Annotated in this window: 14 protein-coding genes; 8 read left to right on the top strand and 6 right to left on the bottom strand. The window is 74.9% G+C overall.

The features are described 5' to 3' along the window. The first annotated feature begins 121 nt into the window (after positions 1–121). Both ACZ4FH_RS19950 and ACZ4FH_RS19945 read left to right on the top strand, forming a co-directional pair. On the top strand, positions 122–973 hold the full coding sequence (locus tag ACZ4FH_RS19950; protein ID WP_467306247.1) for a TRAFAC clade GTPase domain-containing protein: 852 nt from the start codon (positions 122–124) through the stop codon (positions 971–973). Between the two features lie 10 nt (positions 974–983). Further along, positions 984–3497 (top strand): COG1470 family protein, encoded by a 2514-nt coding sequence (locus tag ACZ4FH_RS19945; RefSeq protein WP_467306245.1) that lies wholly within the window; start codon positions 984–986, stop codon positions 3495–3497. A gap of 43 nt (positions 3498–3540) precedes the next feature. On the opposite strand, the gene ACZ4FH_RS19940 is transcribed toward ACZ4FH_RS19945, so the two are convergent. Both ACZ4FH_RS19940 and ACZ4FH_RS19935 read right to left on the bottom strand, forming a co-directional pair. Next, positions 3541–4335, bottom strand: coding sequence for a hypothetical protein (locus ACZ4FH_RS19940; protein WP_467306244.1), 795 nt, complete (start codon positions 4333–4335; stop codon positions 3541–3543). A 5-nt stretch (positions 4336–4340) separates the two neighbouring features. Then, entirely contained in the window at positions 4341–4733 is a 393-nt protein-coding gene (locus tag ACZ4FH_RS19935) for a hypothetical protein (RefSeq protein ID WP_467306243.1), read from the bottom strand. Positions 4734–4825: 92 nt separating this feature from the next. Between ACZ4FH_RS19935 and ACZ4FH_RS19930 the strand changes: the two genes are divergently transcribed. Then, positions 4826–9271: a CHAT domain-containing protein gene (locus tag ACZ4FH_RS19930; RefSeq protein ID WP_467306241.1), complete on the top strand. Its 4446-nt coding sequence runs from the start codon at positions 4826–4828 to the stop codon at positions 9269–9271. Positions 9272–9311: 40 nt separating this feature from the next. On the opposite strand, the gene ACZ4FH_RS19925 is transcribed toward ACZ4FH_RS19930, so the two are convergent. Beyond that, a complete protein-coding gene (locus ACZ4FH_RS19925; protein ID WP_467306239.1) occupies positions 9312–9974 on the bottom strand; it encodes a ScbR family autoregulator-binding transcription factor in 663 nt (220 codons plus the stop codon). Between the two features lie 124 nt (positions 9975–10098). Here ACZ4FH_RS19925 and ACZ4FH_RS19920 point away from each other — a divergent pair, with 124 nt between their 5' ends. Continuing rightward, the gene (locus tag ACZ4FH_RS19920; protein ID WP_467306237.1) at positions 10099–11166 is read left to right on the top strand and encodes a ScbA/BarX family gamma-butyrolactone biosynthesis protein; all 1068 of its coding nucleotides are present in this window, start codon (positions 10099–10101) and stop codon (positions 11164–11166) included. Then, the gene (locus tag ACZ4FH_RS19915) at positions 11163–12095 is read left to right on the top strand and encodes an NAD-dependent epimerase/dehydratase family protein (protein ID WP_467306236.1); all 933 of its coding nucleotides are present in this window, start codon (positions 11163–11165) and stop codon (positions 12093–12095) included. The genes ACZ4FH_RS19920 and ACZ4FH_RS19915 overlap by 4 nt, the downstream gene beginning before the upstream one ends. Before the next feature lie 33 nt (positions 12096–12128). Here the strand turns inward: ACZ4FH_RS19915 and ACZ4FH_RS19910 are convergent, their stop codons facing one another. Next, complete coding sequence (locus tag ACZ4FH_RS19910) at positions 12129–12902, bottom strand: SDR family oxidoreductase (RefSeq protein ID WP_467306234.1); 774 nt, start codon at positions 12900–12902, stop codon at positions 12129–12131. 286 nt (positions 12903–13188) lie between these two features. Between ACZ4FH_RS19910 and ACZ4FH_RS19905 the strand changes: the two genes are divergently transcribed. Further along, on the top strand, positions 13189–14817 hold the full coding sequence (locus ACZ4FH_RS19905; RefSeq protein ID WP_467306232.1) for an alkaline phosphatase D family protein: 1629 nt from the start codon (positions 13189–13191) through the stop codon (positions 14815–14817). 52 nt (positions 14818–14869) lie between these two features. Here the strand turns inward: ACZ4FH_RS19905 and ACZ4FH_RS19900 are convergent, their stop codons facing one another. After that, the gene (locus ACZ4FH_RS19900; RefSeq protein WP_467306230.1) at positions 14870–15871 is read right to left on the bottom strand and encodes a Gfo/Idh/MocA family protein; all 1002 of its coding nucleotides are present in this window, start codon (positions 15869–15871) and stop codon (positions 14870–14872) included. 79 nt (positions 15872–15950) lie between these two features. On the opposite strand from ACZ4FH_RS19900, the gene ACZ4FH_RS19895 reads away from it, so the two are divergent. Beyond that, on the top strand, positions 15951–17246 hold the full coding sequence (locus ACZ4FH_RS19895; RefSeq protein ID WP_467306228.1) for a multidrug effflux MFS transporter: 1296 nt from the start codon (positions 15951–15953) through the stop codon (positions 17244–17246). 68 nt (positions 17247–17314) lie between these two features. Here the strand turns inward: ACZ4FH_RS19895 and ACZ4FH_RS19890 are convergent, their stop codons facing one another. Further along, positions 17315–18610, bottom strand: coding sequence for a hypothetical protein (locus ACZ4FH_RS19890; RefSeq protein ID WP_467306550.1), 1296 nt, complete (start codon positions 18608–18610; stop codon positions 17315–17317). Positions 18611–18829: 219 nt separating this feature from the next. Between ACZ4FH_RS19890 and ACZ4FH_RS19885 the strand changes: the two genes are divergently transcribed. Continuing rightward, positions 18830–19846 (top strand): small ribosomal subunit Rsm22 family protein, encoded by a 1017-nt coding sequence (locus ACZ4FH_RS19885; protein WP_467306226.1) that lies wholly within the window; start codon positions 18830–18832, stop codon positions 19844–19846. Positions 19847–19962 lie beyond the last annotated feature (116 nt).

Below are 19962 nucleotides of genomic sequence, written 5' to 3'. Positions count from 1 at the left end.
CGGCCGGCCGCGCGTGCCGGCCGGGGCACCGCTTCCGCCCGCCGTCCGCTGCCGCACCTGCGCGCGCACGACCGGACGTCCGCACTGCGGCCGGTGCGGTGAGCGGCTGCCGGAGGGGTACGTGGCGGACCGCAGCCGCGTCGTCGTCCTCGCCGGCGCGGCGGGCAGCGGACGCAGTACCTTCGTCGCCGTCGCCCTGCACGCCCTGCGGCACCGGCTCGGCGAGGAACAGGGCCTGACCCTGCTGCCCCGCGACGACCGCACCGCCACCGAGGCGCGCCTGCGGTACGAGCGGCCGTTCTACGAGGACGAGCGCCCGCCTCCCGTGGCGCCCGGTGCCGGGGTGCCACTGGTCCACCGGCTGAGCCGGAGCACGGGACGGCGCCGGCACGCCGTCTCGCTCGTACTGCTCGACACGTCCGGACCGCGGTTCGCGGACCCGGAACCGGACGAGAGCGAGCTGCGGAAACTGGACGTGGCGGACGCGGTCCTGCTCCTGCTGGACCCCCGGGACCTGACCGGTGCGGTCTCGCCCGCGGCCGGACGGACGCCGACCGGGGACTCCCTGCGAGTGGCGGAGCGGGTACTCGACCGGCTGCGCACCGGAAGGGGCCGGACCGGCGTTCCGGTCGCCGTCGCCGTGCCGAAACTGGACCTCGTCACCCCGTGGCTGCCACCGCATTCGCCCCTGCACCGGGAGCGCCGTCCCGGCGCCGGGTTCGACGCCGACGACCGGGCGGCCGTGCACACGGAGCTGCGGGCCCTGCTGGCGCTGTGGCAGGGCGAGGAGATCGACGGGTGGCTGCGCGAGCGCTGCGCGGACCACCAGCTCTTCGCCTTCTCCGCGCTGGGCGCCGCACCGCGCGGCGCCCCGGTGCCGCCCGGCGGACCCCGGCCGCACCGGGCGGAGGACCCGCTGCTGTGGCTGCTGCACCGCTTCGGGCTGCTCGACGGCGCCGGACCGGGACGCTGAGGGGGCGGCGTTGCCCAGGCGCGAGGGCGGGACGACGACGGGCACGCGGCGCGGGTTCCTGCGCGCGTGCGCCGAGACCACCGCGAAGATCCTGGCCTTCCCGTTCATGGCCGTGGTGCTCCTCGGCACCTGCGGGGTGTTCTTCCTCCTCATGGGCGTCGGATTCGCCCTCTTCTACGTCTTCGGCGTGCTCCCGAGGCTCGTCGTCCGCCACGCGAAGACCGTGTGGCGGCTGACCGGCGGCCCGGCCCCGGCGGCCGGGGGCACCGAACCGGTCAGGACCCCGTACCTCTCCCGGTCCGGACCCCGGGTGCTCCGCGCCCTGTTCCGCGACCACGGGGAGGCATGCGCCGTGGAGGCGAAGCGCGCGCTCACCCGGGACTACGAGATCTTCGTGACGGCCGGTCAGCCCCGGGACCGTTCCTCGGTGCTGATGGACGCCTTCGTCGGCCTCTCCGGATGCCTGTACCGGAGCCTGTGGCTTCTGGCCGTCGCCCTGGTGACGAGTGTGCTGGTCCTGTCGGCGTCGCTGTTCCACCTCCTGGTCTGGGCCGTGCTGGCGGGAGCCCTCCGGCTGTGCCGCGCATGCGTCCGGGCCGCCGACCGGGCCGCCCGCCGGCCCGGCGCCCTGTGCCCGCACCCGTCGTGCGGGCGGTACGTGACCCGGCCCGTACGGCTCTGCCCCGGCTGCGGTCTGCTCCACCGGAACCTCGGGCCCGACCGGAACGGCGCCCTCCACCACACCTGCCGCTGCGGGACCCGGCTGCCCGCGGCCGTCCTCTCCGGCATCCGCCGCCTGGACGCCCAGTGCCCGCACTGCTCCCGCCCGCTGCCACGGGGCGACACCCGGCCCCACGCGGTCCTCGTCGCCGGGGCGCCCGGCTCCGGCCGCAGTGCCGTGGTGCGCACCGGACTCGTCCAGGTGTCCCGGCTGGTGCGCTCGCTGGGCGGCACCGCCGGCGGCGGGGTGGCGGGGACCACCGCGACCGGGCTGTACCGCCTGCGCGGCCGCCGCCGCTCCCTCACCCTGCTCGACCCGCCGAAGGGCGCGTTCGCCGGGCAGTCGAAGCTCGACACCATGGACGGGCCGCGCCATGCCGACGGCCTGCTGCTGGTCCTCGACGGGCTCGCGCTCAGCACCGTACGACGGGCCTCGACCACCGAGGAGCGCGAGCGGATCTCCTCGGTGCCGCAGGCCGGCCAGGACCCCGTGGAAGCCGCCGAGCGCGTGCTGCGCACCGTCATCACGCTCCCCGCGCGGCACCGTCCCCGGCGGATCGCCGTCGTCCTGACGAAGAGCGCCGCGCTCCGCACCGTCTCGGCCGGTGCGGAACTCGGGGACGGCGACGACGCCGTACGCGCGTGGCTGGTGACCGCGGGCGCCGGAAACCTGGTGCGCCTGCTGGCGGAGACCGGCGCCCCGGTGCGCTTTCTGGCCGACGGGGCGGGGGCGCGCGGGAACACGGACCTCGGGGCCCTGCTGCTCTGGACGGCGGGCATCCGGGCCGCCCCCCGGCGGCGCCCGGCCCTCTCCCTCCCCGGGCTGCCGCGTCCGGTCCGCCGCCGCCCCTCCCGGCGGCGGACCGGGCCCGCCCGCGGCGCTCTGGTGCTCTCGCACGCCGCCGGATTCGCGGCTCTTCCGCTGCTGTCCGTCCTGTTGATGACCTCGTCCCTCCCGGCCACCTCGCTCTTCGGCCTCCCCGCGGCCTACGACCGATGGGCCGGACCGCTGGCATCCCACCACGCCGAACAGGACGTGACGGCCTATCACAAGGGCGTCAAGTGGCCGGTGTTCAAGGCGAGTTACACGGCGGGCGGGGCGAGCCCGGACGGCGCCCGGTCGGGCATCGTCGGCCTCTGGTCGACATCGGGAAGCCCTCACCGGGGCAAGGGCGGCAAGGGGGACTGGCTGGAGGTGGACTTCGGCCTGCCGGTGCCGATCTCCCGGATCGAGTTGATGATCGGTACCGTCGCCGCCGAACGGCCCCCCACGCTCGCTCTGGAGATCCTGACGCGGAACGGCACCGGACGCTGGACGGAACGGGCCGTCACGCACCGCGTCGAACTGGACCCCGCCGTATCCGTCGCCGGGGACGACATCACCGTGGGGGCCACCGCGTCGGCGCTCAGGATCAACATCCCCGCCGAGGCCGAACCCGGCGGGGTGTTCCTCGGCACGCTGCGCGTGTGGTCGCCCTCCAACGGACTGCTCCGGCTGCGGCCCGACGGTCCGGACCTGCAGATCACCAGCACGGTGAACCGGGCGGTGGCCGTCGACGTCCGGCCCCCGGCCCTGCCGCCCGGCTGGCGTGCCGAGCCCGCCGGGACCGCACCGGGCAGGATCGCCGCCGGTGCCACCGTCCCGGCCGGTTTCCGGCTGCACGCCACGGACGGGGCCCGTGCCGGTCCGGTGGGCTACGAGGTGCGCGTCATGGAGGACGGGCACACCGCCACCGCCGTCTGCGTGGCCTGGCTGACCCCGACCCCGTCCAGACCGAGGACGCGACCGCTCGCCTGCGGCTGACCGGACGCACCACCCGGAACGAACGGGGCGTACGCAGACCCGCTCAGGAACGGGGGGTGCTCAGCACGGCCTCCGCCGTGCTCGCGAACAGGTCGGCCGCGCGCCGCAGCCACCGCCAGGCGCCCAGCCAGGCCACGGCCCCCACGAGGCCGGCGGGCCACCACCACACCCCCAGGGCCAGACAGGCGACGCTCCAGACCGTCGCCTCGCACGCCTCGTCGTAGCCCTCGCGCGCCTCGGCCACGGCGGCGCGGTCGCCGTCCGGCAGCTCCAGCAGGAGCGCGACCCACGACGCCTCCACGGTCAGGCCGCGCGCCGCGCGGACCCGGTCCGCCGCCGCCCGCAACCGGTCGCCCGTCCAGGTCGGCGTCTTCGGGGCGGACCGGGGGGCGGCCGCCGCGCGCGCCTCCAGCCGGGCCGCGCGCAGGACCTCCCCGCGGCCCCGGCTGCGCAGGGCGTCGTCCCGCAGCGCGTCCGGCGCACGCCAGCGCCGGACCCGGGACGCCCGCATCCGCTCGCCCGCCGGTGCCAGCCACCACGGCCACGCACCGGCGGCCAGCAGACTCACCGCCCGCGCCGCCACCGGCACGACGAACGCCCCGCAGACCACCGCGAGCGCGTAGAGCAGCAGCGTCGTCGTCGTGGTGTGCGGGGTGGCGCCGCCCCCGGTGCCCAGCTGCCGCTCCAGCCGGCGGGCGGCACGACCGGCGTCGTACCAGTGGGAGTGGCCCAGGCCGCCCGCGAGAAAGGCGACCGCGACGAAGAGCGCCGACGGCAGCAGGCGCCGCAGGAACCAGCGGTCCGGCAGCCGGCTCTGGAGGGCGAGCAGCAGCCCCATGCCGGTCAGTCCCCCACGAAGCGCATCGCCCGTCCCGCCAGCGCGCAGCGCGGGGCGTCCGGCTCCGGCGCGCCGCCCTCGGTGCGCCGTACGCGCGAACAGGCACCGGTGGGACAGACCCAGCCCGCCGTACGGGGGGAGGGGCCGGGCCACTCCGTGCCGCCCATGGGCGTCGTCAGGCCGAGCCCGCCCGGCAGGCCCTCCTCCTCCAGGGACTCGTGCAGGCTCAGGACCGCGGCGTACCACTCCTCCGTGAACGGTTCGCCCGAGGTGACCGCCCCGATCCGGCCGGACCAGCCGGGGCCGCCGAACTCCTCCTCCAGCAGGGGCAACTGGGCGCACAGGTACTCAACGGCCCCCTCGTAGGCCTCGCGTCGCAGCCGTTCCGCCTTGCGCACCCGTCACGCTCCCGTCCCCGGACGTGCCCCGCGCCGGTGAACCAGACCTGGGCCACCGGCTCTTGACGCTGTGTCACCGTATGATACGCGTCATGTCTGACGACGCGTTGATCCGTCGTGTGGCCGGCCGGCTGGACCGGGCCGAGAGGACCCGGGACCTCCAGGAGCTGCTGAGCGAGGAGACCGGGGCGGACGCCCTCAGGCTGCTCGTGGCGGTGGCACCGGCACCGGACCGGGAGGTCCGGTTCGGCCCCCTGCTGCTGATCTGCTGGACGTACTGGTTCCGGGCCGGAGCCGGGGAACGGAACCCGGAGGCCGAGGCGGAGGCCACGATCGCCCTCGTTCTGCGCAACACGCTGCGCCCCCGGCTCCCCGACCCCCGGATGCTGCCCGAGCTGCCACCGGAGGCCGGGGAACCGGAGACCGACCCGCACACCTGCCTCGCGGACTTCGCCTGCCTCATGAGCACCGCCTGCACCACCGTCGCCGGGTACGCGGAGGAGCGCGACGACCCGGCCCGAGCGGCCGCCCGCTACGACCAGGGGCTCGCCTGGCTGCTCGACGCGTTCACCGTGATGCCCGCCGCCCACGAGGGCTACGGCGACCTCTCCACGGCACTCGTCGCGCTGCGCATGCAGCGTTTCGAGGCGCTGGCCGACCCCGACTCGCTGACGGCGGCGGCCCGGACCGCGGCCAAGGCGTGCGTCCTGGTGCCGCCCTCGCACCCCCGCCAGGGCGCCCTGCTGCCCCGGCTGTTCGACGTGGTCGTCCGTGCCGCCCTGCTGCTGGGCGAACCCGCCCCCGACCGGGTCGAGCACCTGCTCACCGGCTACGGCATCACCCCGCTGCCCGACACGGCCGACGCGCTCGCGAGGCTGCGGGAGCTGTGGAGCGCCGCCCACCAGGACCCCGCCGAGGCCCACGCCGCCACCGGACTGCTGCTCGCCGCGGAGGCCCTGGGCAGCGGGACCGCCCACGTCCTGGCCTGCGCGGCCGTGCGCGTAAGGGCCGCGCTCGCCGCGCTGCCGCAGGACGCCCCGGACCGAGGCGTCCTCGCCGCCACCCTGCACGACATCCTCGACCGGCTGGGCGAGGACACCGGCGACGCCCCGCGCCCCGAGGCCGGACCGAAGGAACGGATCGAGGCGGCCGTCGTACGGTACGTCCTGCTCCAGCGCGACCAGGACCGGCAGCGGGCGGGTGAGACCGCCGCACTGCTCGACCGCATGCTGGACCTGGCGGAGCAACTGGCCCGCGACCACGGCCTGCCCGGTCTCCCCGCCGATGTGCGGGCCGCCCTCGCCTTCGCCGACTGCCTCGTCGACCAGGCCCCGGACGACCCCTCGGACCGGCCGTTCGAACGGCTCCGCCGCTACCGCAAGGCCTTCGACGCGCTCGCACCGGAGGACCCGCTGCGCCCGGTGCTCGGCGTCGTCCTCGCCGGGTCGGCGCTGGTCAGGGCCGAGGATCCGCCCGACGACCCCCCGGGCGCGGCCGCCCGGTGGAAGGCGACGGCCGCCGAGGTCACCGAAGCGACGGCGGCCTGCGCACCGGAGGGGTTCGAACCCCTCGTCTGGCTCCGGGCCGGGCATGCCCGCGAGGCCGTCCTCGGCGCCCTGTGCGCGCTCACCGACCCCCCGTGGTCCGCCGAATCGGAGCGTGTCCTGGGCGGCATGGGCTGCGAGGTACTGCGCGAACCGGCCGGACTGCTCACGGCGGCCGCCGACACGATCAGGGAGGAGATGGGGGGCGACCTCGCGGGCCTGCGGTCCATGCTCGCGCTGCTGGACGAGGACGACACCGAACCCCCCACCCTGGCGGCCCGGGTCGGGGACCTCCGGACCGTGCTGGACCGGCTCGGCCGGGACGAGGACCTGCGGGGCGCGGCGGTCGAGTGGCTGGGCGCCCTGCTGGGCACGGAGGACCTGAGCACCGCCGACGCCGGGACCCTCACGGAGGCGACCGCGATCCTGCGCCGGGCGTACGAGGAGACCGACCCCTCCGACGCGGTGGCGGCCCGGCTCGCCGAACTGCTCGTGGTGCTGGGCGCGACGACCGGCGAGCCGGACCTGGTGATGGAATCGGTCGCCGTCCACGAGGAGCGGGAGGGGTCCCCGCCGGGCGGGGAACCGCAGAGCGCGGCGGAGGCCTTCCGGGCGCTCTACTTCGGGGTCATGGCCGACATCCTCGCCTACACCCACACGCACGACCCCGACCTGCTGGAGCACGCCAGGGAACTGCTGCCCCGGCTGATCGAGGCCGGGCGGCGGGCCGACGCCGAGGAGCCCGGGACGGACGGGAACCGCAGCCGCGCCGAGAACCTGAAGAACCTGATCGCTCTCGTCGGCCCCGGCGGCGGCCCGGTCACCGGCACCACGGAGGCGGAGGTCGAGGCATGCCGCAGGACGTTCCGGGCCGCGCCGCCGGGGCCGCACCGGACATCCGCGGGCATGACCCTGACCCGGGCCCTGCTGCTGCGCTCCATGGCGGTGGGGCCCGGCGATCCGGACGGCGCCGGCCGGCTGATCGACGAGGCCGAGACCGCGCTCGACTCGTTCGCGGACGACTGCGACCCGGCGGTCGTCACCATGGTGCGGATGATGGCCGCCCTCCTGCGCGCCGGACCGGGCGAGCCGCCCGTGGCCGACCCGGACGTCCCCGCCCGGCGGCCCGGCGGGGAGGACGCGGGTCCGCCGGCCGGTCCGATGGGCGGGCTGACGCCCTCCCTGTGGAGTTCGCTCGCGCCCGCGGACCGGCTGGAGCGGCACCTCGCCGTGCTGCGCAGCCCCGGCCTCTCGGTCTGGTTGCGCGCCCACGCCGGGATCGCGGCGGCGGTGAACTGCACCGACACCGGCAGACAGGACATCGACCGGGCGCTGTCGCTGGGGGCGGAGACCGTGGAACTGCTGGAGCGGGTGACCGACCGGGGAGGCCCGCAGCACGCCGCCGAGCACGGACTCCTGGGCTTCGACGGCGATATGCGCCTGCTCACGGGAATGATCGCGATCCACCTGCTGCACCGCCGCAACGCGACCCACGCCATGGAGGTGGCCGAGGAGCTGCGGACGGTCACGGAACGCCTCGAACGCCTCGAACCCGGCGACGAGGCCGCGCTCGCCGCGCTCACGGCCGCGCTTCCGGACCCGGGGCTGATCCACACCGTGCGGGGCCCCCGGGTCGACGCGGCCCTGGCCCTGCACGAACGCGGCCGCGGCCTGCTCCTGGCCAGGCGCCTGGAATCCCGTACCGACCTCGGCGCACTGGCCCGGGAACACCCCGCCCTGGCCTCCCGGTTCGCCCGGATCACCGGGGAGCTGGAGCGGGGACCGGGCGACGGAACCGGCCGTGCCCGGCTGGCGGCGCGGCGCGCCTCCGGGGAACTGGACCGGCTCATCGAGCACATCCGGACGCGACCGGGCTTCGAGGACTTCGCCGCCCCGCTCCCGCCGGAGCGCCTGCGGGCCCTCGCGGCCGAGGGGCCGGTCGTCGTGCTCAACCACGCGGGCACCCTCTCGTGCATCGCCTTCGTCGTCACCACCGAGGGGGCGACCGCGCTGCTCCTGGATGTGCGGGCCCAGGAAGTCACGGCAGCGGCGCAGGAGTTCGCCCAGGCCATCGCGACGATCCACGCGCGCGGCGGCAGCCGGCCGCCGCCGTCCCGGCTGATCGAGGCCCGGGACACGATCCACCGGCTGCTCGGCTGGACCTGGCACACCGTGGTGGAACCCGTACTCGACCAGCTGCGGAGCGACGGCGCGCTGCCCCCGGGCGCCGCACCGCCGAGGATCTGGTGGGTGCCGACCGGACCGTTCGGGGCGCTGCCGCTGCACGCGGCGCAGTGCGTGTCCGAGGACTGCGAGCGGGGCCGGCCGGGCAGCGCGCTCGACCGGGTCGTCTCCTCCTACGTACCCGGGTTCCAGACCCTGGCCCACGCCCGGTCCCGGGCGGCCCGGCAGCCCGGCACCGGGGCGGAGCGCGCGCTGATCGTCTCCGAGACGGACGAGATCCTGCCGGGCGCCGTGGCCGCGGCCCGGCTCACCGCGGACGCCTTCGCCCACCCGACCCTGCTCGTCGGGGAGGCGGCCACCCGTCCGGCGGTTCTCGCGGCCCTGGAACGGTCCCAGTGGGTGCAGTTCGGCTGCCACGCCCACGGTTCGCCCGAGGAGCCCTCGGGCGGATGGATCCAGCTGCCGTCCGGGGAGGCGCTGTCCGTGGCCGACATCTGCCGGATCCGGCCCGAGTCGACCCGGCTCGCCGTACTCACGGCCTGCGGTACCGCGCGGACGTCCACCCGGCTCACGGACGAGGCCGTGCACGTCTCCGGCGCGTTTCTGCTGGCCGGCTGTCCGCAGGCGGTGGGCACGCTGTGGGAGGTGGAGAGCACGCGGATCGGCGCGTTCCTCACCGCCTTCCACGCCCGCTCCCCGGCCGGCGGGCCGACGGCCGCGTACGCGGTCCACGAGGCGGTCAGGGAGCTGCGGGACCGTGCGCCGGACCGGCCGCACGAATGGGCCGCGTACCTGCACGCGGGAGCCTGACCGGACCCGGGCGTGTCCCGCCGGCCGGTCCCGGGTGCGCTCAGCCGGAGGCCGCGGCCTGGCTCGGCACCGTCTCCCGGCCCAGGACCAGCCGCTCGCCGCGGTCCTCCGCCATGTCCAGCGTGGCCAGGACGGCCGGGGTCGAGATGCTGGGCAGGATGTAGTGCAGCAGGACCGAGATGCGCCGGCCCAGGTCCTCGCGGTTGGTCAGCACCTGGGACATCACCTGGATGCCCGAGAAGGAACCCGCCAGCATCTCCGCGGCCTCACCCGGATTGACGTGCGGCAGCAGCTCGCCCTGGGCCTTGGCGGCCGTCAGCAGCTGCTCGATCCGGTCTATCCAGCCACGGAACGGAGTGCCCCTGACCAGGCCCTCCACGGCCTGGTCCATGGCCAGGCCGACGCTCGCCCGGACCAGCGGCTCATGGCGCAGCCGGTAGGCCAGGAGCATGCCCTGGTCCACCAGCTCCTGGAGCTTGGTGAGCTGCGGGGGCAGCGGATCGCTGTCCAGCTGGATGTCCATCACGCCGAGCGCGAGCTCTTCCTTCGAGGCGAAGTGGAAGTACATCGCGCCCTTGGTCACCCCGGCCCGGGCCAGGATCTCGCTGATGGTGGCGCTGCTGTAACCCCGCTCGTCGAACACGTCTGCGGCCGCCACCAGGATCGAGTGCCGGGTCTGGATCGCGCGCGCCTGCTGTGCCATCAGCTTCTCTCTAATAGTGGCGTGGTGGGGGCCACAGGGGGTTGGCTGGAGGGGAATACCGGGCTGTCAGTATCTTACTCGGGGCGGCTCGGCCCGTCGGCGCGGATCCTCCTGGGGGAACTTCATGGTTCGGCTCACCTCACGCAGCGCTTCGACCGCGGTGGACGACGCCCGGTCCGCCGAGCGCGCCACCGGCACCGGCCGCCCGTCCGGACCACCCGCCGAAGGCGCGGAAGCGGAAGCCGCCGCCGGGGTCGGGGAACCGGGCCACAGAGGCTGGGCGCCCGAGCGGCTGGGTGAGCTGGTTCACCGGACCGATCTGCGGGACGCCTTCCCCACCGGACTGACCCCGCTCACCGAGACCCAGTTCTCCGTCGCCGCGCGCTGGCCCCGCGCCCACCGCTTCTTCGCCCCCGTCGGCCGCCACCAGGACCCGCTCCTCATAGCGGAGACCATGCGGCAGACGACGATGCTGATCGCCCACGCCCAGTTCGGTGTGCCGGTCGGCGACGCCTTCGTGATGTGGGAGCTGCGCTACACCTCCGCGTCCGAACGCCTCGAACGCAACGACGAACCGTGGGACATCACGGTGGACGTCTCCTGCTCCCGGATCCGCCGGCGCGGCCGGAGCCTCGGCTCCATGCACCTCGAACTGCTGCTGCACCGGCGCGGCACCGTCCTCGCCACCGGCGGCGGCCGGATCAGCTGCTCCTCGGCGCGGGCGTACCAGAAGATGCGCGGACACCGCAGCACGGTCCTCGACACCCCGATACCCCTCCTGCCCGCCGTCGCGCCGCGCACGGTCGGCAGGACCCGCGAACAGGACGTCGTCCTCTCGCCCGACGCGGCCCCCGGGGCCTGGCAGCTGCGGCTGGACACCCGCCACCCGACCCTCTTCGGGCGCCCCAACGATCACGTACCGGGCATCCTGCTCCTGGAAGCGGCCCGGCAGGCCGCCCACGCATCGGGCGGCGCTCCCTTCCTGCCGACGACGATGCAGGCCGATTTCCACCAGTACGTGGAGCTGGACCGCCCCTGCCGGATCGAGGCCGAGGAGCTGCCGGCGGAGGACGCCCTGCCCGCCGGGGTGCGGGTGCGGGCCGTCCAGGACGGCATCCCCGCCTTCACCTGCGACCTGTTCTCGGCCGGCCTGCCGGCCGGCCCCCACGACGTCCGGAGCGACCGCGCATGAGCCCCCGCCTTCTCATCACCGGAGCGACCGGATTCATCGGCGGCCGGGTGGCCGCCGCCGCCCGCGCCACGCCCGGGGTCCGGCTCCGCCTGATGACCCACCGCACCGCCCTCGGCCCCTCCCTCACCGGGCCCGACGTGGAGACGGTGCGCGGCGACCTCGCCGACCCCGCGTCCCTGCGCGGCAGCTGCGACGGCGTGGACGCGGTCATCCACTGCGCCTCCCGGATCGACGCCGACGAGGACACCCTGCGCGCCGTCAACGACCACGGCACCCGCGCCCTCGTCGACGAGGCGGTCCGGGCCGGGGCCGGCCGGATCGTCCAGCTCTCCACCGCCTCCGTCTACGGCCGGGGCCCCTTCACCGCGCTGCTGCCGGAGGCCGCCCCGCTCGCCCCGGTCTCCGCGGCCAGCCGCACCCGGGCCGCCGCCGAGCGCCACGTCCTGGAGGCCCAGGGAGCGGTGCTGCGCCCGCACCTGGTGTACGGGACGGGGGACCGGTGGGTCGTCCCGGGACTGGTGGGGCTGCTGCGCTACCTGTCCGCCGCACCCGCCGGCTGTCCGGCCCGCCATTCGATGATCGAGGTGGAGAGCCTGGGCCGGGCCCTGCTCGGCGCCGCCCTCGCCCCGGCCGCGCCGTCCGGCGTCTTCCACGTCAACCACCCCGAACCGGTCGGCTGCTCGGAGCTGCTGTCCACCGTGCTCGGCGCCCTCCGGCCGCCCGGTGTCGACGGCGAGATCGGCACGGACGCGGTGTGGGCCCGGCTGGAGGCGGCCCCGAGGGCCCGGCACCACTTCGAGATGCTGGCCGTGGACCACTGGTTCGACGACGACCGCGCCGAGAAGGAACTGGACTGGACCCCCGGCCCCGCCTTCGCGGAGTCCTTCGCCGCGCACGCCTCCTGGTACCGGGAGTTCCTCGCCCGCTGACCCCGGGGCGCCCCGGACCGGCCGGGCGGGCCGTCAGCCCCGTCCCACGTACGGCATCGCCGTCGCCATCACCGTGGCGAACTGCACGTTGGCCTCCAGGGGCAGCTCCGCCATGTGGACCACGGTCCGGGCCACGTCCGCCGCCGCCATGACCGGCTCCACGGCCGTCTCGCCGTTGGCCTGGAGGGTGCCGGTGCTCATGCGCTCGGTCATGTCGGTGGCCGCGTTGCCGATGTCGATCTGACCGCAGGCGATGCGGTACGGACGCCCGTCCAGGGACAGCGACTTGGTCAGGCCGGTGATCGCGTGCTTGGTCGCGGTGTACGCCACGGAGTGCGGACGCGGGGTGTGGGCGGAGATCGAACCGTTGTTGATGATCCGGCCGCCCTGCGGGTCCTGCGCGCGCATCAGCCGGTAGGCCCCCTGGGCGCAGAGGAACGCCCCGGTCAGATTGGTGTCGACGACCGTGCGCCAGTCCTCGTACGCCAGATCCTCCACCGGTACGCCGCCGGGCCCGAAGGTCCCCGCGTTGTTGAAGAGCAGACCGAGATGGCCGAAGGTCTCGCGCACCGCGGAGAACAGGGCGTCGACGTCCTCCGGGCGGGACACGTCCGCCGGGACGGTGATCATCCGGGCGTCCGGGGCGGCGAGCGCGGCGGTCTCGGCGAGCGGGCCCGGACGGCGGCCCGCGAGCGCCACCGACCAGCCCGCACCGCTCAGGGCCAGCGCCACCGCGCGGCCGATCCCGGAACCGGCGCCCGTGACCACGGCGGTCCGTGTGGTGCTGTGCGACAGACTGTTGCTCATGGGGCGGCAGCGTACGCCCGCCGCCCGCCGGACGGGCCAAAGGGGGCGCGGAGGCGGGGGGTTCGCCCCCCGGGAGTGATTTTCCGGCCCGGACCGGCGATTCCCCCGGACCCCGCACCCACCGGTGATGATCATGGTTTCGGCCGCGTATGCGGTGTTTGCCCTGGGGGATCCATTCCTGCCGCACTCCTCACCGCGCCGACGCCCGCGCGTCGCGAGCGCGACAGCCGCGCGATGCGCCGGACCGGTGGACTTCCCCCCACACCACCAGTCAGGGGAGGGACAGATGACGCACGCATCGCCCCAGCAGGAGCTGCGCGAGGCCGCCCGGCACACCGACCGGCGCCGCTTCCTCACGGTCACCGGAGCCGCCGCCGCACTCGCCTTCTCGGTCGGGCTGCCGGCCGCCGGAACCGCGAGCGCCGCCGCACTCGACGGCAGGAAGATCACCGAGAACCCCTTCACGCTCGGCGTCGCCTCCGGAGACCCGCTGCCCGAATCCGTCCTCCTCTGGACCCGCCTCGCGCCCCGCCCCTTCGAACCGGACAGCGGACTGCCCCCCGCCCGGGTCGAGGTCCGCTGGGAACTCGCCCGCGACGAACGCTTCCAGCGCATCGTCCGGCGCGGCACCGCCCTCGCGCACCCGGAGTTCCACCACAGCGTCCACGTCGAGGTGAAGGGCCTCGCCCCGGACCGGGTCCTCTACTACCGCTTCCGCACCGGACAGTGGACCAGCCCCGTCGGCCGGACCCGCACCGCCCCCGCCCCCGGCGCCCGCACCGGCGAGCTGCGGCTGGCCGCCGTCTCCTGCCAGGCGTACCACGACGGCTACTTCACCGCGTACAAGCACCTCGCGGACGAGGACGTCGACGTCGTCTTCCACCTCGGCGACTACCTCTACGAGTACGCGGTCAACGCCGTGGGCGGCGCCCGCAACTACACCGACCGCACCCTGCCCGCGCTCTTCAACCGGGAGACGACCACGCTGGAGGACTACCGGCTGCGGTACGCCCTCTACAAATCCGACCCCGACCTGCGCGCCGCGCACGCCGCGCACCCCTTCGTCGTCACCTGGGACGACCACGAGACGGAGAACAACTACGCGGGCGGCACCCCCGAGAACAGCGTGCCGCCCGAGGAGTTCCTGATCCGCCGGGCCGCCGCCTACCGCGCGTACTGGGAGAACCAGCCGCTGCGCACCCCGCAGCTGCCGCAGGGCCCGGACATGCGGCTCTACCGGCGCCTCCAGTTCGGCCGGCTCGCCCAGTTCGACATCCTCGACACCCGCCAGTACCGCAGCGACCAGGCCTACGGCGACGGCTGGCAGACCCCCGGCCCCGAGTCCGAGGACCCCTCGCGCACCCTCACCGGCGCCGCCCAGGAACGCTGGCTCATCGACGGCTGGCGCCACTCGCGCGCCGTGTGGAACGTCGTCCCGCAGCAGGTCACCTTCGCCCGGCGGCGCGACGTCCCGACCGACGCGTACAAGCTCTCCATGGACTCCTGGGACGGCTACCCCGCCTCCCGCGACCGCGTGCTGCGCGGCGCCGAGTCCGCCGGGGTGGACAACCTGATGGTCCTCACCGGCGATGTGCACGTCGGCTACGCCTTCGACCTGAAGGCCGACTTCGACGACCCCGCCTCGCGCACCGTCGGCACCGAGATCGTCGCCACCTCGATCACCAGCGGCAAGAACGGCTCGGAGAAGCCCGCGAACTGGACCAACCTCACGACCGCCAACCCGCACATGAAGTACTACAACGGCCGCCGCGGCTACGCGCTGGTCACCCTGCGGGAGGGGCTGGCCCGCGCCGACTACCGCACCGTGTCCGCCGTCACCACGCCGGGCGCCCCCGTCACGACGGCCGCCTCGTTCGTCACGGAGGCGGGCCGTCCGGGCCTCACCCCCGCCTGACCCGGGCCCCCGGGGCCCTTCGCGCGGCACCCCGCGCGAAGGGCCCGCGGTCTCAGGCCGGGCCGTCCACCGGGTAGCGGACGCCGATGCGCTCACGCACCGCGTCGAGCGTCCGCATCACCGCGAGCGACCCCTCCAGCGGCACCAGCGGGGACTCCTTCTCGCCCGCCAGGACGGCCCGCATCACCTCGGCCGCCTCGAACTGCATCCCGGTCAGCCCCTGCGGCCCGGGACCCGAGACGATCTCCTCCGGCTCGTGACCGGCCCGGTGCAGCACGAAGCGGCCCGGGTGGAAGAAGTTCTCGGGGACGTCGATCCGCCCGGCCGTGCCGATCACCGTCGCCGCCGTCGGATGGTGACCCACGATCGAGCAGGACAGCAGCGCGTTCGCGCCCGAGTCCCAGCCCAGCAGCATCCCGGTGTTCAGATCGACGCCCTCCGGCGACAGCAGCGCGTCGGCCCGCACCCGGTCCGGCTCGCCCAGCAGCAGCTGCGCGAACGACACCGGATAGACCCCCAGGTCCAGCAGGGCGCCGCCGCCCAGCGCGGGGTTCCGCAGCCGGTGCCCGGCGTCCAGCTCACCCGCGAAGCCGAAATCGGCCTGGACGGTCCGGATCTCACCGATCGCCCCGTCGCGGACCAGCTCCGTCATCCGCCGGATCACCGGGTTCAGATACGTCCACATGGCCTCCATCAGGAACAGACCGCGCTCCCGGGCCAGATCCACCAGCTCCCGCGCCTCGCGCGCGTTCAGGGTGAACGCCTTCTCGCACAGCACGTGCTTCCCGGCCTCCAGCGCCAGCCCGGCCGCCGCCCGGTGCGCGGAGTGCGGCGTGGCCACGTACACCACGTCCACGTCCGCGTCGGCCATCAGCTCCGCCCAGCTCCCGTACGCCCTCGGTATCCCGAACCGCTCGGCGAACGCCTTCGCCGAGGCGTCCGTGCGGGAGGCCACGGCGACCACCTCCGCACCGGGCATCGCCAGCAGATCCGCGGTGAAGGTCGCCGCGATCCCACCCGTCGCCAGCACGCCCCAACGGACTGTCCTGCTCATGCACGCTCTCCCAAGGGTGTCGACCATTCCGGCTGAGCTGAGAGCATAGAGGGCGAATTCAACGACTATGGAGATGAGAATGCCGGACAGCGGCGTCAGCCGGGCCCAGCGAATACCCACCCACGATTCCCGGGCCGAGGCGGGCCCGGCCGGTGCCCCGGTGGCGGCCCGGCGCGCCGGCCTCCTCGTCACCCTGGTCCTCGGCGGACTCACCGCGCTTCCGCCGCTCTCCATGGACATGTACCTCCCGGCGCTGCCCGCCGTCACCGACGCGCTGCACGCCCCCGCCGCGACCGTCCAGCTCACGCTCACCGCCTGCCTCACCGGCATGGCGCTCGGCCAGCTCGTCGTCGGGCCGATGAGCGACCGCTGGGGGCGCCGCCGCCCGCTGATGCTCGGGATGGTGGTCTACGTCCTGGCCACCGCGATCTGCGTCTTCGCCCCGACCGCCGAGCTGCTCATCGGCTTCCGGCTGATCCAGGGACTCGCCGGTGCCGCCGGTATCGTCATCGCCCGCGCCGTGGTCCGCGATCTCTACGACGGCGACGAGATGGCCCGTTTCTTCTCCACGCTGATGCTGATCTCCGGCGTCGCCCCGGTCGTCGCCCCCGTGATCGGCGGCCAGGTCCTGCGCTTCACCGACTGGCGCGGCATCTTCGCCGTCCTCACCGTGGTCGGGCTGCTGCTCACCCTGGTCGTCCACAAATGGCTGCACGAGACCCTGCCGCCCGCCGAGCGCCACACCGGAGGCGTCGGGGACGCGCTGCGCACCATGCGCGGACTCCTCGGCGACCGGGTCTTCAGCGGCTACATGATCGCGGGCAGCCTCGCCTTCGCCGCCCTGTTCTCCTACGTGAGCGCCTCGCCGTTCGTCGTCCAGGAGATCTACGGGGCCTCGCCGCAGACCTTCAGCCTGCTGTTCGGCGTCAACTCCATCGGGCTGATCGCGGTGGGCCAGTTCAACGGCAAGGTCCTCGTCGGCCGGGTCAGCCTCGACAAGGCCCTCGGCATCGGCCTCGGCGTGATCGTGCTGGCCGCGACCGCCCTGCTGCTGATGACCACCGGCGTCTTCGGCGACGTCGGACTGGTGCCGGTGGCGACGGGGCTCTTCGTGCTGATGTCGGCGATGGGGCTCGCGATGCCCAACACCAACGCCCAGGCGCTGATGCGCACCAAGCACGCCGCCGGGTCCGCCTCCGCGCTGCTGGGCACCTCCTCGTTCCTGATCGGCGCCGTCGCCTCCCCGCTCGTCGGGGTCGCGGGGGAGGACACCGCCGTGCCGATGGCCGTGGTGCAGCTGGTCTGCGCGCTGGCGGCGATGGGCTGCTTCCTCGGCATGTGCCGCCCCTGGCAGCGCCTGGCCGCGCGTCCCTGACGCCGTACGCGAGAAGCCCGGCCGGACGGCACCGATGCCGCCCGGCCGGGCTTCTTCGCGTACCGGCCTCAGTCCTCGCGCGGGTAGCCGATCAGATGCTGGCGGTCCTTGTCGTCCGTCCAGCGGAACAGCCCGGTGCCCTCGGCGCCCTCCGCGCCGGGCACCCGCACGTTCGGCGACAGCAGGTCCGTCGTCCCCGAGGTGATGTCGGCCTCCACCGGGAAGCCGCCCCCGGCCAGCACGTCCGAGGCGTTGCGCACGTTCGTGGCCCCGTACGCCGTGCCGCCGTCGGTCACGGACGCCAGCACCAGGGTCCTGGAGCCCTCCGTGTCCTCGAAGCAGTAGCCCTTCCCGGCCTCCATGTCGAAGGCCAGGTTCCCGGCGACCAGATAGCCGCCCGAGGAGGAGACGACCGCCTGCGGGAACTGCCCCGGGGCGATCGCCGGCTTGTGGCACTGCACCGAGACCAGCGCCTTGCCGGTCTCCAGGTCGTGCACCGTCCACAGCTCGTGCGTCGCGGCGTTCTTCGTCCCCTTGGCCAGCTGCCACCGGGCCAGGATCAGACCGGGCGCCACCGAGGTCGGGACGCCGCTCTGCCGGTCGGTGCCCTTGGGCGCCACGTTCCGGCTGAACCAGCCGCCCTGCACCCAGAACTCCCGCGCCCCGCTGACCAGCAGCCCCTTCGACGTGACCCCGCGCACCTCGGTGAGCTGCTTGCAGGACGCACAGCCCTTCGGATACTTCAGCGCCTTGGCCGGCACCCGGCTGATCCGGCCCGTCGCCGGGTCCACCACCACGTTCGTCGTGCCGCCGTCGCCGATCAGGATGCCGGGACCGGTCACGGACACGGCCGGCTGCGTGGACCACGGCACCTCGACGCGCTCCCGGCTGCCGTCCTCCACCGCGTACACGTCGAGGGAGACGATCCGGTCGGCGGGCGCCGGGGCGTCCTCGCCGACCTTCCCGTACGACCAGGTCACGAAGTACTCGTGGTCGTCGGCGGTGACGGTGAGCAGCTTCGGGAAGTGCGCCGCGGCCGGGGGCCGCCACTTCTCGCCGCTCCAGCCCGCCTTGCCGGTCTCCGAGTCGATGGTCCGCAGCTGGTACTCGCCCTCGGCGGTCCGCACCAGATAGGCCAGCCGCCCCGTCGTCCGCGACAGCGCGTAGTCCGGGGAGGTGCCGACCAGCTCCCAGCCCCGCTGCGTCGTGTACGCGGACGGGACGGTCAGCTGGGTGGCCGGCGCGGCACTCCGCTTCACCGGCTTCTTCGGCGTGGGGTCGTCCTTCTTCTTGGCGTCCCCGCCCCCGCAGGTGGCGAGCAGGAGCACCAGGACCAGCACCAGCACGCCGCCGAGCAGGGCCATGCGCACGACCCGCTGCCTGGTGGTCTGCACGCCCACCGGAGCCAGTCGCCCGATCCTCAGCCTCATGGTCCCCCCGAAGAGCAATACCGACCTCGCGGCGGTCAGCGTAGCAACTGGTCGGTACCGATCCGCAGTTCGGTTCCGTACCCATTCCGTCCCGGTTCTGCACCGGAACCGGCCCCGGTCCGGACCTTCGCCGCGGACGCCTACAATTCCTCGGTGAACGCCACCCTCCCCACCGCCGACGACCTGCGCGCCGCCCTCGCGGCCCTGCTGGACGGTCTGCCGCCCAAACGGGCCGCCCAGGCCGTCGACCGGCTGATCGCCCACTACCGGGGAACCGTTCCCACCGACACCCCGGTCCTGCGCGACCGCTCCGACGTCGCCGCCTACGCCGCGTACCGGATGCCCGCCACCTTCGAGGCCGTACGGTCCGCGCTCGACGCCCTGCGCGCGGCGGCGCCGGACTGGGCCCCGGCCACCCACACCGATGTCGGCGGCGGCACCGGAGCGGCGGTCTGGGCGGTCGCCGGGGCCTGGGAGGGCGCCCGCAGCACCGTCCTGGACTGGGCCGAGCCCGCCCTCGCCCTCGGCCGCGAACTGGCCGCCGCCTCCGGGGCCCCGGCCCTGCGCGAGGCGCAGTGGGTGCGCGCCCGGATCGGCACGGACCCCGTCCCCGGCCCCGCCGACCTGGTGACCGTCTCCTACGTGCTCAACGAGCTGACCCCCGGGGCCCGCGCCGCCCTCGTCGACGACGTGGCCCGCACCGCCGGGGCCGTCGTGGTCGTCGAACCCGGCACCCCCGACGGCTACGCCCGCGTCATCGAGGCCCGCGACCGGCTGGTGGCCGCCGGCCTCACCGTCGCCGCGCCCTGCCCGCACAGCGGCGCCTGCCCCATCGAGCCGGGCACCGACTGGTGCCACTTCTCCGCCCGGGTCAGCCGCTCCTCGCTGCACCGCCGGATCAAGGGCGGCTCACTGCCGTACGAGGACGAGAAATTCGCGTACGTGGCCGCCACCCGCTTCCCCGTGACGCCCGCGGCGGCCCGGGTCACGCGCCGCCCGCAGATCCGCAAGGGCCAGGTGCTGCTGGAGCTGTGCACCCGCGAGGAGGGGCTGCGCCGGGAGACGGTCACCAAGCGGCACGGCGAGCTGTACCGCGCCGCCCGGGACGCCGGCTGGGGCGACGCCTGGCCGCCCCCGCACGACCCGGACCGGAGGCCCGAGGGCCCCTGATCCGGCCCGAACCGGACAGGCCCTAGGGCGTGTCCGGAAAGTAGCGCCGTCCGCCCGTAGGGCGGGCTCGGCGGCGTCTGGTGCGTGCGATCGCAAGGCGGAGGGTCGCCCCGATA

This window comes from Streptomyces sp. NPDC024555, from assembly GCF_055559335.1.
Note: the sequence above shows the minus strand (reverse complement) of the source record. Positions and strands in the feature narration are given on the sequence as shown.